This is a genomic window from Streptomyces sp. NPDC059989 (assembly GCF_042736975.1).
Lineage (GTDB): Bacteria > Actinomycetota > Actinomycetes > Streptomycetales > Streptomycetaceae > Streptomyces.
Map to the genome: position 1 here is coordinate 1 of NZ_JBHWUO010000073.1, position 15295 is coordinate 15295.

The following is a 15295-nucleotide window of genomic DNA, read 5'->3' on the forward strand; positions in this document are numbered from 1 at the left end:
CCATGACCTCCTCGAAGCGGGTGCAGTCGGCGGTGTTGCCGCCGGTGAGGACGAAGCCGAGCGGACGGCCGCGACCGTCGCACGCGAGGTGAATCTTTGTGGTCAGTCCGCCTCGGGATCGGCCGGGGCGTGATCACATAATTCGTCCCCCCGCCCCGCCCCTTTTTGCGGGCACCAGCGGCGTGCTGATGGGCCCGCGCGACCGTGGAGTCGATCGACACCAGCCAGTCGATGTCACCGGACGCGTCCTTCTCCGCCTGCACCGTGGCCAGCATGCGCGTAAACGTCCCATCCTCCCCGCCGACGCGGGGGTGTTCCGTTCTCGTAGGCGGGCGCCTCGGGCTGCTCCGGGTCCTCCCCGCCGACGCGGGGGTGTTCCCGTTGCCTTGGCGGGCCCGACTGCCGCGACGAGGTCCTCCCAGCCGACGCGGGGGTGTTCCGCTGGTCAGGGAGCCGACCGGTGTCAGGTCTGCGTCCTCCCCGCCGACGCGGGGGTGTTCCGACGCTGGAGTGGACGATCACCCTGGCGTGCTCGTCCTCCCCGCCGACGCGGGGGTGTTCCGGACATCTGCCCGGTCATGGGCTACGACCTTTCGTCCTCCCCGCCGACGCGGGGGTGTTCCGCTGGAGGCATATCCCTCGACCTCGTACCACTCGTCCTCCCCGCCGACGCGGGGGTGTTCCGCTCAGCGTCCCAGTACGTACGGGACTCCTCGTGTCCTCCCCGCCGACGCGGGGGGTGTTCCGACGTCAGGGGTCAGCTCGGGTGATTGCAGCGCGTCCTCCCCGCCGACGCGGGGGTGTTCTGGGCTCGCAGAGTTCGGCGTCGTCGAAGGCCGTGTCCTCCTGCCGACGCAGGGGTATTCCGATCTCGTCCGGGCTGAACACGCCGAGGCTCCGGTCGTCCCTGCCAACGCGGGGGCGTTCCGGTGTTCAGCAGGATCACCGAGACCACAGCCTGGTCCTCCCCCGCCGACGCGGGGGTGTTCCGCGCAACACGCAGCTTCGTGGCCTGTCGACCACGTGCTCCCCGCGACGCGGTTCCGTACAACGCGAGGGACTGCGAATTCCAGATCGAGTCCTCCCCGCTAACGCGGGGATGATCCGAAGGCGAGGTCGACGAGCCCGAACCCGCCCTCGTCCTCCCCGCCGACGCGGGGGTGCTCCGCACGAGCAGTGCAAGGCCCTGTTCCTGCAGAAGTCCTCCCTGCCGCCGCGGGAGTGTCCGAGCTCCATTGCCGACGTCACCTCTCTGGTGGGGTCCTCTTCGCCGACGCGGGGGCGTTCCAGCCGCAGCCAGTCTCGAAGCTCTTCCGCCTGTCCTCCCCGCCGACGTGGGGGTGTTCGGTTAACCTCCTGGACGAGGTGCCCAAGCTCCAGTCCTTCCCGCCGAAGCGCGGGTGTTCCGGATCCTCGCGGACAAGGGGGTGTTCCGTGGGCCGCGCCGGCATCCGGCGCCGCCCGGCAGGGAGTGAACAGAAGCGCCCGGTGCCCGTCGAACTTCGCTCACACTCCGAGGCCCAAACACAACAGGGCCTGCCCCCGGCTCCGCAGCCTGCGCCAGCATCGGCTCCACCGGGCGGCCGCAACCACCCGGGTACGTCCTTCGGCCTACCCGGGGCACCTTTTCACCGCGCCATGGATGTCGGCGCTGTCGCTGCCCGGGGCGATTATCATGATCGTCCCTGCGTTTCCTGACTAACCGGGCAGATTACGGAGATGGTGACCATCACCTCGCCGGGTTTCGTTTCGGGTCGGCGGTCCGTGAAGTCGTGGACGCCTATGGCCATGCAACCGTCCTTCTTCTTGGCGCTGAACACCGCGGGGTTGGAACCACCCGACTGAGCCTGCCAGTCCCCCCGCTGTACAAGGTTCTCGAAACCCTGGGTGAAAGCGGCCACGGCGGTGTCTTCTGGATGGGCTCCCACGACGGACCCGCCGCCGAGAGGAGTAGCCAAGACTTGCGTCGTGATCCCGGCATCCGCCAGGGCCGTCTTCACCTCCTCCGCTGCGGAGTGGACCTTCTTCCCATGCGCTTCCCGATTCTCCCGCTGCTTCGCTGTACCGCCCAGTGCGTCACCGCCGCCGCCCGTCGGCGATACGCCGCCCGAGTCCGTACCGCAGCCGGTCAGCGTCATCACCGCCATCAGGGTTACGGCCGCGATACGCGTTCCTGCTCGCGCCTTCAAGGCGTCTCCTTGCTTACTCGTAGCCCGTGTCTGCATGATCCACCGGGTAGGACCTGGGTGTTCTTGAGCTGGACTGCACCGGGTCCCCTGCGGTTGCAGGGGACCCGGTGCAGTGTTGCGAGGGGGTTGGGTTTAGAAGAGGCCGGTGATCGTGGTGCTCCAGCCGCTGGTGCCGACGAGGAGCGGTTTGCGGTGGGTTGTTGTGGTTCCTGGGTAGAAGAGCAGGCAGCCGGTGGGGCACGTGGTGCTCTGCTGAGTGCCGGTGGCGTCTTCGTACGCGACGGTGTAGTTGGGGTCGGCGGGCGTGGTGGCCCACAGATCGCCGCGTTCGTCGCCGCTCTTGGGCTGGAATTCCCGGTACGGGATCAGGGTCCCGTCGTCGTTGGCGGTCTTGTTGACGACGGTGCCCTGGCCGTTGCCGTTGGTGGTGATCAGGGGGCGGGTGGCGGGTTCCCAGCCGCCGGTGCCGTAGACCGTGCGGGCGCCGAGGCTGTATTTGCCGTCGGTGCCGATCTGGCCGGGGTAGAAGTACAGATTTCCGTCGAGCTTGTTGCGGGAGAGGAAGTCCTTGACGCCGTCCCCGTTCTGGTCGCCGACGGCGAGGATGTTGTAGTTCTTCCAGGTGGTGCTGCCGGTGTAGCCGGCTTCTTGAATTTCGAAGGGTTCACTCTGGTCAGCGGCTCCGCCGGGCACGGTGCGGCCCGAGTAGATGCGCAGGCGGGCACTGGTGCAGGGGTCGTCTACGCATTCGATCGCGGCCAGGTCGTTGCCCTGCTTGAATCCGGTGTCGGTGCGCTGGTCCACGTCGCCGGGGGCGATGATCTGCAGGACGCGTCCCCAGCCCATGGCTCCCAGGTCGGAGGGCGGGGCGAGCTCGTGGCGGGTCGTGTACCAGAGGCGGCCCAGTCCGTTGCCGGGGTAGAGATAGAGCTTGTTGGTGTTGAGGCGGACGATGGCGTCCTCGTAGCCGTCGGGTACGGCGGTGGGGCTGGTGAGGTTGGCGAAGTCGCCGCCGTGGGCGATCAGTGCGCTGCCCCAACCGCTGGTGCCGATGGTGGTCGGCTGGACGTGTCCGGTGCCGTCGCCGGCGTAGATGCGGAGCTTGTTGTCGGTGTCGGTGGCGAGCATGTCGGTGAAGCCGTCACCGTTGAGGTCCCCGTGTAGGTCCTTGGTTGCCAGCTTGGTCAGGGGGCTCTGGCCGGCGGGGTAGACGAAGGATGACGGCGAGGTCTTGATGATGGTGGTGTCGGCCGCGCCGTCGGTCGAGGAGTGGTTGCCGGCTTTGTCGTACGCGATGACGTACAGCGTGCTCTGGGGGTTGCCGGTCGGGACGATCTCGATGACGGCCTCGGTGGCGCCTGCGGCGAGGGGCACCCAGGTGTTCGAGGAGCAGGTGGTGCCGGAGATGGACAGGGGGCGGTCCAGGGCCCAGCAGAAGCCAGCGAGGTCGGTGGCCGGGTTCTTCAGCTTGAGCCGCAGCGCGGTGCGCGCCTGGTGCTTGACGGGGAGGGCGCCGCCGTCCTCCTTGGTGACGCTGACGGGCGACGCGGGTCCTGTCTTGTCGACGGTGAAGGCGCAGTCGGCGGTGAATGCACTGTCAGGGCCTTCACCGTCCTTGGCTCGGACCTTCCACTTGTACGAGCCCGTCGGCAGGTTTGCGGCGAGGACGGTCGCGGTGGCCGTGCCGCCGCTGGCCACGTTGGTGACGTTGGAGACGGGTACGGAGGCGCCGCTGGAGTTGGTGACGACAAACTCGGGGGTGACGGTGCCGCCGTCCCAGTCGAGCAGGTTGGCGGTCAGGGCGAGGCCGCTGTTGCCGATGGTGGCCCCGCACGGGACGGGCTTGTTGCCTTCGCCATCGGGTGCCCAGCTGCCCTCGAAGGCGCCGGCGGTGTAGACGGAGGGCGGGAAGTTGTAGGTGACTTCGAGGACGGGGTTGTTCCGTAGCCGTTTGAAGCTGTCGACCTTGTTGAGGACGGGTACGCGCAGGCCGAATACGAGGGGGTCCCAGCCCTTGTTCGCGCCTTCCTGGACGAAGGTGGTCAGGTTCGCGGACTTGAAGTCGTAGCCTTCGACGCCCGGGCAGTAGGTGGGGTTGCCGTGGGCGAAGCTGCCCTGGGCGAGCCAGTGCCCCCAGTAGTTGTTGCGTGTGTTCCAGGTGGGGGTGGTGGAGATGTCCTTGGCGGTCCACAGTTCTGTGGGGCCGGCGGCGGAGGCGCTGCAGCCATAGGAGTGGGTCTGCTCGACGGCGAAGGTGGCGTCAAGGATGGTGGCGCCCTTGAGGCCGTTGGTGTTCATGGCGAAGAACGACTCGGTGTTGCCGCTGCCGTTGTAGCCGATCCGGGGTTCGTCCGGGGGGTTGCTGGAGTTCCATCCGGAGCCCCAGGGGTAGTCCGCGTCCGGGGTGGCCGAATAGACCACGGCCCACTTCTCCGTGTAGCCGCCGGTGAAGATGGGGTCGATGACCAGCGGGAACTGGTCGGCGTTGGCGAGCAGGGCCGGGTCCGGGGTCAGAGTGAGCGTGCTTCCCGTGACGTCTGCGCCGACGGGTGCGTGCTGAAGGTCAGGGGTCTCGCTGTCCGCGGCGAGGACGGTGCTGGAGAAGGCTGCTGCGGCGGAGGCGCTCTTGACCGTGGGGGCAGAGGGCTCGCCGGCCGTGGGCTGTTCCCACATTTTCGGCTTGGGTGCGCTGAAGACGACGCGGCCTTCGGCGTCCTTGGCCAGGAGCCGGTCGGCGGCATCGTCGTCGAGGGTGACGCCCTCGGAGGTGACGCCGAGCTTGATGGTCTTCAGGGCCGGGTTCGCGGCGGCCTCGGGGGTGGTGACGAGCAGGTGCTGGGCGAAGCCGTTGACCTCGGCGATGAGTTTGAGGTCGACGCCGGGAAGTACGGACTTGTAGAGCGCGGTGTTCCCTCCCACCACCGGCTCCGGAAGCTTACCTGGCCAGGTCAGGGCCAGTTTCTTGCCGCCCCGGTCCATGGCGACCAGCGGTCCGTCGCCGCCCTTGGAGAATGCGATACCGAATGAGGAGGTAGGTCCGAGCGTGCCGTCCTCGTGGGTGGTGAGGGTGGTGTCGGTCCTGCGCCAGACAGATGCGTGGCGCGTCCAGATGGGGAGGGTGGACTGCCGCTGCGTCAGGTTGCCCTCGGGGGTGGCATAGGTCTCGGAGTACTCGGTGCGGCGGTCGATGATCTCGACACGCTTGCCCGAGGTCTTGGCGAGGTCGAAGGCTCGCGCCTCTGAGGCTGCCAGCGGGGTGGTGTCACCTGTGCCCGCGGCAGCCGGCTGCTCGGCAGCCGCGGCAGCGGAGCCGGAGAAAGCGCTGAGCGCGGTGAGCGGGAAGCTGAGGGCGAGAAGGGCGGCCAGCGGGCGGGTCAGTCCCGTACCGGCTCTTCGGTGGTTCATGGGTTTCGGGTCTTTCTGAAGAACTTCACAGCTGTGGTTCAGCGCAGCGTAAGCGAAAGAATTCACACTCGTACAGGCGGGCCTGACAGGGCATTAGAAGATGTCGCAGACATGACATCCGGAATGATTCACTTCGATACGACTGAGCATGTTTCCGCAGGTCAGATGTGATGAAGAAGGGTCTTGCGTCGGGCGGCGATGGGAGTGTTGGCTGCGGATTTATCTGTCTTTTATTCCCCTGGGGGGTTTGCTGTGTTCATCCGGTCGGGCGTGATGCCCGAATTGTTCGGAGGTGATCGCTTTTATAGAAAGCGTCGGCTCCGTACCGGAATTGTCGGAGCGACATCCTTCGCTCTGTCCATCTCCCTTCTCTCCGGCCCGGCCTGGGCCGGGCCCACGAAGTTCAAGCCCCGCGAAGTCCAGAAGACCGCATCCGTCGCTGGCAAGAACCTCAAGGCCACAGGCAAGAAGGCCCCCGCGCCGGCCCCGCGGTGGAAGCCCGCCCCGGTGGCATGGCCCGCGGCAGGCACCGCTGACGTCATGCCTACGGCCGTCGCGCCCCTGGCCAAGACCGGCGCCTTCTCCCCGGCCAAGGCCGGATCGCTGCCCGTGCGCGTCACCCAGTCGGGCAAGGCCGCCGCGACGGGCGGCGCACAGTTCCTCGCCCCCGCTGCCGCCGGCCCAGGCCGGGTCAAGGTCACCATGGCGGACCGGGCGACGACCCAGAAGGCCGGCATCGAGGGCCTCCTTCTGTCCGTCCAGCGCTCCGACGGCCTGGCCTCGGCAGGCAGTGTCCGGGTCGAGGTCGACTACTCCAAGATCAAAGACGCCTACGGGGCCAACTGGGGCTCATCGCTCCACCTGGTCACGCTGCCGGCCTGTGCGCTCACCACACCTTCAAAGCCCGAGTGCCTCAAGGGCACACCACTGCCGACGGCCAACAGCACCGGCACCTCGACGCTGACCGCAGAGGTAGACCTTCCGGCGGGCACCAAGTCGGCCCCTTCCGCGCTCGGCGCTCCTGCGGGCGGCATGACGGTCATGGCCGCGGTCGCCAGTGCCGACGGATCGGAGGGCTCCTTCACGGCGACCTCCCTCGCCGCCTCAGGTTCGTGGGCCGGCGGCGGAAACTCCGGAAGCTTCGGCTGGAGCGTCCCGATCACGGTGCCTCCGGTACCAGGCGGGCTCGCACCGAAGGTCGGGCTGTCGTACAGCTCCTCTGCGGTGGACGGCCGTACCGGCTCCACCAACAACCAGTCGTCCTGGATCGGCGAAGGTTGGCAGTACAGCCCAGGGTTCATCGAACGCAAATATGTCGGATGTGACAGCGACAAGCAGGGTGGCAACAACACCGAGGCGGTCGGTGATCTGTGCTGGAAGTCCGAGAACGCGATGCTGTCGCTGAACGGCTCCAGCAACGAGCTCCTCTGGGACGCGGGCAAGGGGGTGTGGAAACTCGGGAGCGACGACGGCTCCCGCGTCGAGCGGATCTACGATGCCGCAGGCAACGGCTCCGGGGACGATGACTCCGAGTACTGGCGCGTCACCACCACTGACGGCACCCAGTACTGGTTCGGCAAGAACCGCCTGCCCGGCTGGACCACCGGCAAGGAGGCCACGAACTCCGTCAACTGGGTCCCCGTCTACGGCAACCACCCAGGCGAGCCGGGCAACGCAGCGGACTTCGCCTCCTCCAGCAAGCAGCAGGGCTGGCGGTGGAACCTCGACTACGTCGTGGACCCGCACGGCAACGCCATGGCCCTGTACTACACCAAGTACGCGGGCTACTACGCGAAGAACGGGAAGATCGACGCGCCGGTCGTCTACACGCGCGACAGCACCCTGACGAAGATTGCCTACGGGCTGCGTGCCGGGGAGGTGTACTCCACTGCCCTGGCCCCGGGCCAGGTCAACTTCACGGTCACCAACCGGTGCACCGCCGGCACCTGCATCCTGGACGCAGACCACGCCACCGACTGGCCCGACGTTCCTGTCCACCTGAACTGCACCTCCGGAAAGCAGTGTCTGCAGGGCTCGCCCACCTTCTGGTCGACCAAGCGGCTCACCTCCATCAGCACCGTCGCCCTCGCCGGCACTACCCATCAGCCCGTGGATACCTGGACTCTCGCCCAGTCCTACCCGGCTACCGGTGACACGACCAAGCCCGCGCTGTGGCTGGACTCCGTGCAGCGCACCGCCAATGCAGGCGCGCTTGCAGATGTTGCGATGGCGCCGACCGTCTTCGCTGGAACGCCCATGGCCAACCGGGTGGACAAGGCGGACGGGCGGCCGCCAATCAACAAACGGCGCCTCACCCAGATCACCAACGAGACCGGCGGCACCACGCTGGTCACCTACACGGTCCAAGACTGCAGCGCGACTAGCCTGCCCACAGCCGACGACACCAACACCAAACGCTGCTACCCGTCCTGGTGGACCCGCGACGGTGGTGCCGAAGAAGTCAAGGACTACTTCCACAAGTACCTGGTAGCCAACATCGAGGAGACCGACACCACCGCGGGCACCGGCTCACCCTCAAAGACCACCAAGTACGTCTACCCCGGAACCCCCAACTGGCGGCGCGACCAGTCCGAATTCACGCTCGACAAGCACCGCACCTGGAACGACTTCCGCGGCTACCGCACCGTCCGCAGCCTGGTCGGCACCACCGACCGCACCAGGACCGACACCGACTACTACACCGGCATGGCCGGCGACACACTCGCCAACGGCACCACCCGCACGGTCGCGACCATCAACGGCGTCGAAGACCGCCGCGACTTCACCGGCCGCGTGGCCCAAACCAGCATCTGGGACTCCGTATACGGCACCGTGGTGGAGAAGACCATCCAGACGCCATGGCTCTCGAAGGAAACCGCCTCCCAGACTGTCAAGGCCATCACCGACCCCGACAGCAACGCCCCCGCGCCCACTGTGGCAAGCAAAGTCGCCCGCTTCTCCGGCACCGCGACCACCGTCACAGGCAAACTGCAAACCGACGGGACCTGGCAAAACACCACCACGCAGCGCACCTACGACGAGACCTACGGCCTGATCCTTACAGAAGGTGACGACGGTGCGAACAGCGTCGAGGCCACATGCACCATCAACGAGTACGTGACACCCGATACCGCGAACTGGCTGATCGCCTACGTACGCCAGGCCACCAAGTCTTCAGCCAAGCCGTGCACGAGCACGATCACCCCCTCATCCGTCATCGGTGCAAGCCGGATGTCATACGACGGCCAGGCCCTTGGTACGGCCCCCAAACCAGGTCTCGCAAACGTCAGCCAGACCGAACAGGCGTCGAGGCTGGACGGCGCCAACCAGCTCGTCTGGGAAATGACCGGCCAAACCACGCATGACCAGTACGGACGGGTTCTGACCTCCACGGGCCAGGACCTCAAGACCACCATGACGGCCTACAACCCGGCCACCGGCGCCCAGCCGACCACCGTCACGGTCACCAACCCCAAGAACCACACAACCACCAGTCTCTATGACGGCCTGCGAGGGGTGCTCCTTACAGTCACGGATCCCAACAACCGCACCACCACTTCGCAGTACGACGCCTTGGGCCGCCTGATCAAGGGCTGGTCCGCAGGACGCGCCACCAGCCAGCAGCCCAACATCACCCATACGTACAACCTCTCCGCGACCGCCCCCTCCACCGTCACCACAAAGAAGCTCTACGAAGACGGCACATGGGGCACCGCCGTCACCATCTACGACTCGCAACTGCGCACGCGACAGACCCAGGCCGACGCAACCGGCGTCGCAGGCCGGATCGTCAGCGACACGTTCTACGACGACCACGGCCGCGTCCTGCGTGCCAACGCGCCCTACTACAACAATCAGCCAGCCGGCACGACGATGCTCGTCGTCCCCGACAACCAGATCCCCAGCGCCACCGAGAACCACTACGACGCCCGCAACCGGGTCACCGACACCGTCATGCTCGCCCTCAACGTCGAAAAGTGGCGCACGACCAGCACCTTCGGTCCCGACTGGCAGGCCTCGGTGCCGCCGCAGGGCAGCACCGCGACCCTGACGCGCACCGATGCTCGGGGACGGGTCACCGAACGGCGCGACTACAAGGATCGCAACCCGGTCATCGGCGCTGCAGCAACCCAGTACGAGAAGCACACCTACACCTACGACAGCGCGGGACAGCTGGCAAAGGTCACGGACACTTCTGGCCGCAATTCCTGGACCTATAAGTTCGACCTGCGCGGTCGCCAGACCGAATCCACCGATCCGGACAAGGGCAAGGCCACTACCGTCTACGGCGCAGACGGCCGCGCCCAGAGCGTCACGGACGCCCGCGGCCTCACCCTGGCGACCACCTACGACGAACTCGGTCGGAAGACCAGCCTGCGTAAGGGCACAGTCACCGGAACCAAACTCTCCGAGTGGACCTACGACACTGCCCCCGGCGGCAAGTCACTGCCCGCCACCGCAACCCGCTACGACGGCGCAGCTGCCTACACCAGCACCGTCACCGGATACGACAGCGCGGGCGGCACCACAGGCCTGAAGGTCACCGTCCCGTCCGTGGCCGGTGAGGAAAACCTCACCGGCACCTACACCATCGCCAACACCGCCACTCTCAACAACGGTCTCGCGGCCACGGCCGCCTACAGCACCACCAACACCAACGCCACCACCGCGCTGCCCGCCGAGACCGTCACCAACCGGTACGGAGCCCAGGACCAGTTCGCCATCGTCGAAAGCGACCTCGACCAGGCCTACCTGCGCGGCGCGTCCTACACCGCATTTGGCGAACTCGCCCAAGCCCAGCTCGGCAACGCCGGCACGCTGGTCACCCAGACCGTCACCTACGACACCGCCACCCGGCGCGTACTCTCCTCTGTCACCGACCGCGACGCCGCCGGCCCCAGCGAACTCTCGAACACCAAGTACACCTACGACCCCGCCGGGAACATCACCCGGATCCTCGACGACCAGAACGACCGCACCGTCAAGGATGACCAGTGCTTCGCCTACGACTGGGCCCGCCGCCTCACCGAAGCCTGGACCTCCGGCGACGACTGCGCCACAAAGCCCGTGGGCGGCGCCGGCACCCCGGTCCTGGGCAGCATCGACCCGTACTGGACCAGCTGGACCTTCACCGACACCGGCCAGCGCGCCACTGAGAAGCAGCACAAGGCCGGACCTGTCACCGCGGACACCACCCGCACCTACACCTACCCGACCACGGCCGGCGCGACGCAGGCGCACGCGGTCCGAAGTGTCACCGCCACCGGCGGCGCCACCGGCACTGACACCTACGGGTACGACGCCGTCGGCAACATGACGGCGAAGACCCCTGCCACCGGCGCCGTCCAGACCATGACCTGGAACGACGAGGGCAAACTCGCCTCGTCAACCACCGCGGGCGCAACCACCTCGTTCCTCTACGACACCGCTGGCACCCGCATCCTCAAGCGTGAGCCAGCCACCACGACCCTGTACCTCCCCGGAGGACAGGAACTGGTCCTCGACAAGGCAACGAATACTCTCTCGGGAACCCGCTACTACAGCGTGCCCGGCGGGACAGCCATGCGCACCAGCACCGACGGCCGCGTCCGCTTCCTCACAGCCGACCACCACAACACCAACACCCTCTCAATCGCCGCCTCAACCCTCACCTTCAACCGCCGCAAGCAACTCCCCTACGGCGCCGAACGCGGCACACCCCCCGCCGCCTGGCCCAGCCAGAAGGGCTTCGTCGGCGGAGACATCGACAAAACCACCAGCCTCACCCACATCGGAGCCCGCGACTACGACACCAAACTCGGCCAGTTCATCAGCGTCGACCCCCTCCTCGACCTAGACGATCTCCAGTCCGTCAACGGCTACGGCTACTCCAACAACAACCCCATCACCTTCACCGACCCCACCGGCAAGGCGCTCGAAGAGTGCGCCAGCGGCATGTACGAGTGCGACCGGGCAGGCACCAGGCCCACCGGCCCCGGAAACAACTACGAATCGATATCAAAATCGGCCGGCGGAACACCCGACCCCGACTATGCAAGGCAGGCCAGGAACCAGAAGAAGGAAAGGGATCTGGTCATCGGCAAGCCCAGCTACGCGGTCACCGAGGTGCCGAGCAAGCGTGCGATGGTAACCGCTCTTCGTATTCTGCCAAGCATTTTGAGTGACTTGACGGGCAAGAAGATGACGCCCAATTGGGAGACGCTCTTCCCCAAGCCGGACGAGCTAAGCAAAGAAGAATGGGATAACGCCATAGCGAGTTGCGTCGCCACCTCCGGAATGGCTGCCACCGACTGCATGAAGCTTCCTGTTTTCATTGTCGATGGAAAGCGAACCCCGGAGATAGCTATCAATGATAGATCTGCCATTGATGCTGGCCACCCCAGCGTTCTGCACCGCGAAAAAAATAAAGCCAATCAGAAGCTAAATCGATGGTGGGCTGGCTGCAATGACTGGAAGGGGCAAGGGGGCGCACAAACCTGCGATGAATATCCATTCGCTACAACCAAGGAAGGTGGAGCGGGCGCCCAACTCAGGGAAGCCAGTATAGTGGAGCAGCGATATCAGGGTGGCGATCTGAACGGCTTCTACAGTAAAAACAAGATCAAGGATGGCGATCCATTCCTAGTGGCAGTTATAAACGTCCGCCTAGAAAATGGGGTGTACGTGGCTGGGTAGGCTGATGGATGACAGGTGTCCGCAGGGGTACCCTATGCCTGCGAGAGTACTGACGCTACGCTTAGCGCAAGCCTCAGCCGCATACCGGCCGGAACGCCCCTGCTGCCTCAGGTAGCCAGCAAAGGCCACCAAAACTGGGGTTTGTGACACCCTCCGAATTAGTGCTGATCCACCGACCCAACCTAAAGGGGGCTACCCTTGAAATCCCTCCCGACCGTAAATGATCCCGATGAATTCGGGGCCCTCATCATCCGAACGGACTATCAGAACGAGGAGGCCTGGCAGCGTGTTTTGGTGCAAGTTGACCAGCCGTGGGGTGATCGAAATTTTGACCCCGTATTCACTCTCGTGAATGACCCCACGTGGGCGGACGTCACCGTGGATAGAATTCGAGAGCTGGCAAAATCAAACGAAGACCTCGAAGCTGTTTTCGTTGCAGATCATGTCACTATGGAATCGCCTGACCACCCGCTCCTGGTTGTGAATGCAAGCGATCTCGTGGACGAAGAATACGAGGATAGCGGCGCACTGACTGAGTCTGTTGCAGTATTTCGCGCCATGCCTGCAGAGATTCATCACGTGCACGCAAACCTGGCCACCAGTAATTTGGACTTCGAGGAGTTCGTGAATTGGGCTCAGCAGTTCCCTGATGGGATCCTGCGGCCCGAGTAGGAGGTTGGCAGGCGGGGTTTTGCGGGGTGCGCCGCCACTCAGGGAAGCACCGTGCTTGCGACATCCGCTCAAGCTGCCGGTCTCGATCTGAAGCTGGTTGCTGCTCTTAATATTGGCGATGCCCCCGCACCCCTCTGAATTCTTGGAGGGGTGCGGGGGCTGATGTGCTTTGATGGTTAGTGTGACTGGGTGGGGTGCGGCAGCGGTTGGTTTTCATTTGGTGACTGGTTACTGAGGGGGTCTGTCAATCGAACCGTGTAACGAGGGTGGTTGGGGTTACTGTCGGGCGGCGGAGAGACGGCCGTCGAAGGTGATGTCGAAGGCGTTCAGGGCGGTCTTCCAGCGCATGGTCCAGCGGGCCTGGCCCTTGCCGGTCGGGTCGAGAGACATGATGGCCATGTAGACGCACTTCAGGGCGGCGGTCTCGTTCGGGAAGTGTCCGCGGGCCTTGACCGCCCTCCGGATCCGCGCGTTCACCGACTCAATTGCGTTGGTCGTGCAGACGATGCGGCGGATCTCGGTGTCGAAGCGGAGGAACGGGGTGAACTCTTCCCAGGCGTTCTCCCAGAGCCGGACGATCGCCGGGTATTTCCTGCCCCAGGCGTCGGCGAACTCGACGAACCGCTCGAGGGCGGCCTCTTCGGTCGCGGCGGTGTAGACGGGCTTGAGAACCTTCGCGATCTTGTCCCAGTCCTGGCGGGCGGCACAGCGGAAGGAGTTCCGCAGCAGGTGGACCACGCAGGTCTGGACGGTGGTGCGGGGCCAAACGGTCTCGACGGCGTCGGGAAGGCCCTTGAGGCCGTCACAGACGAGCATGAGGACGTCGTTGACGCCGCGGTTCTTGATCTCGGTGAGGATGTGCATCCAGTGCTTGGCGCCCTCGCCGCCGTCGCCGGCCCACAGCCCGAGGATGTCGCGGCGGCCCTCGACGGTGACGGCCAGAGCCACGTAGATCGGCCGATTGGCGACGGCGCCGTCGCGGATCTTCACGTGGATCGCGTCGATGAACACGACGGGATAGACCGCATCCAGGGGCCGGTTCTGCCACTCGGCCATGCCGTCCATGACCTTGTCGGTGATGGTCGAAATGGTCTGGCGGGAGACCTCGGCGCCATAGACCTCGGCCAGGTGGGCCTGGACCTCGCCGGTGGTGAGGCCCTTCGCGGAGAGGGAGATGACCATCTCGTCGACGCCGGACAGGCGCCGCTGCCGCTTGGCCACGATCTTCGGCTCGAAGGAGCCGTCCCGGTCGCGGGGCACGGCTATCTCGACCGGACCGACGTCCGTGAGTACGGTCTTGGCCCGGGTGCCGTTGCGGCTGTTGCCGCCGTTCTTCCCCACCGGATCGTGCTTGTCATAGCCGAGGTGGTCGGTGATCTCGCCCTCGAGGGCGGACTCCAACAGCCGCTTCGTCGGCTGTTGCAGCAGCCCGCCCTCACCGGTCAGCTGGAGGCCCTCGGCCTGGGCACGGCCGACCAACTCGTCGATCAGTCGGTCGTCCAGTCCCTTCGCCGGCTGCGGCTCTGCCGCCTCGACAGACTCGGCCTCGGTCACGTTGTCACTGGTCATCGATGCATCTTCCTTGATCAGGAGTTACACCGAACGATTTACAGTCCCGTCCGAGGAGTCGATGGCGTACATCTCGTCCTGGACTTCAGGTAGTCGCCGGAGTCGTCAAAGCGGAAGCGGTCCGGGTCTGAGAAGTTCTTGCCGGTCTCGATGCAGAGCAGGGCGTCGTGCGCGGCTGCATGGGGAGAGCCGCCCATGTGTGGCCGGACCCAAGCTGATCCGGGGCGCTGCTGTTCGGTGTTCAGGCTTCGATGTACGCCACGATAACCCTGGTTATCTGGGGTTCAACAGTGGTTCTAGCTGGTCAGACGCTTGCATCAGTCTGAGGCACGACAGGCATGTTGTTCTTCACTTCGTTGCTTTGAGCAGTGCTGCGAACCAACAAACAGAGATGGTGAGCCCTAGGACTCCTAGGAGTGGCCAGGTAGTGGCCCAGCTCCTCCAGAAGGACTTCCAGAAGTCCTCCGTCACTGCGGCAGGTAGCTGGTTTCCTTCTCTGATGGCTTCAGCCTTCGCAGCGGCCGTGTCATAACGGGTGCGATCCTTCTTGCTGCGTGCCTCGATCTGAGCCAGCATGCCGACGGATCCGAGGAAGGCTGCGATGGCCGCGATACGCAGGATCCAACCCAACTGCTGGACGTCCTTGACTCGGTCAACTGCGTCGAGGGCAAGCTTCATCATCAACAGGTCGAACGTGATCGCTCCCACCGCGACCTGCAGCCCGATTTTTCGGCGTTCGGTCATCCTCTGGTTGTGATGTTCAGCTGCTTTGAGGAGTTCCTCGT

7 protein-coding genes and 1 CRISPR repeat array are annotated in these 15295 nt (G+C 65.5%); of the genes, 2 read left to right on the forward strand and 5 right to left on the reverse strand.

The annotated features are described in order from the left end of the window. From ACFWBN_RS36200 to ACFWBN_RS36210, 3 genes are all read right to left on the reverse strand, one after another. On the reverse strand, positions 1-106 hold a 106-nt coding region (locus tag ACFWBN_RS36200), incomplete at its 3' end, for a transposase (RefSeq protein ID WP_385184903.1). Between the two features lie 184 nt (positions 107-290). Continuing rightward, a CRISPR array of direct repeats spans positions 291-991; the repeat unit is 29 nt; unit sequence GTCCTCCCCGCCGACGCGGGGGTGTTCCG. A gap of 682 nt (positions 992-1673) precedes the next feature. Then, the gene (locus tag ACFWBN_RS36205; protein ID WP_385184862.1) at positions 1674-2189 is read right to left on the reverse strand and encodes a hypothetical protein; all 516 of its coding nucleotides are present in this window, start codon (positions 2187-2189) and stop codon (positions 1674-1676) included. Between the two features lie 132 nt (positions 2190-2321). Then, positions 2322-5594 carry an FG-GAP repeat domain-containing protein gene (locus tag ACFWBN_RS36210; protein WP_385184865.1) on the reverse strand — a complete coding sequence of 1091 codons (3273 nt, stop codon included), beginning with the start codon at positions 5592-5594 and terminating at the stop codon, positions 2322-2324. Positions 5595-5846: 252 nt separating this feature from the next. Here ACFWBN_RS36210 and ACFWBN_RS36215 point away from each other — a divergent pair, with 252 nt between their 5' ends. Continuing rightward, positions 5847-12269, forward strand: coding sequence for a NucA/NucB deoxyribonuclease domain-containing protein (locus ACFWBN_RS36215; protein ID WP_385184867.1), 6423 nt, complete (start codon positions 5847-5849; stop codon positions 12267-12269). A 198-nt stretch (positions 12270-12467) separates the two neighbouring features. Then, positions 12468-12941, forward strand: a complete 474-nt coding sequence (locus ACFWBN_RS36220; RefSeq protein WP_385184870.1) for a DUF6924 domain-containing protein — start codon at positions 12468-12470, stop codon at positions 12939-12941. 276 nt (positions 12942-13217) lie between these two features. On the opposite strand, the gene ACFWBN_RS36225 is transcribed toward ACFWBN_RS36220, so the two are convergent. Together ACFWBN_RS36225 and ACFWBN_RS36230 are read right to left on the reverse strand one after the other, a co-directional pair. Beyond that, positions 13218-14510, reverse strand: coding sequence for an IS256 family transposase (locus tag ACFWBN_RS36225; protein WP_385184873.1), 1293 nt, complete (start codon positions 14508-14510; stop codon positions 13218-13220). A 348-nt stretch (positions 14511-14858) separates the two neighbouring features. After that, entirely contained in the window at positions 14859-15254 is a 396-nt protein-coding gene (locus ACFWBN_RS36230) for a hypothetical protein (RefSeq protein ID WP_385184876.1), read from the reverse strand. Positions 15255-15295: the final 41 nt, after the last annotated feature.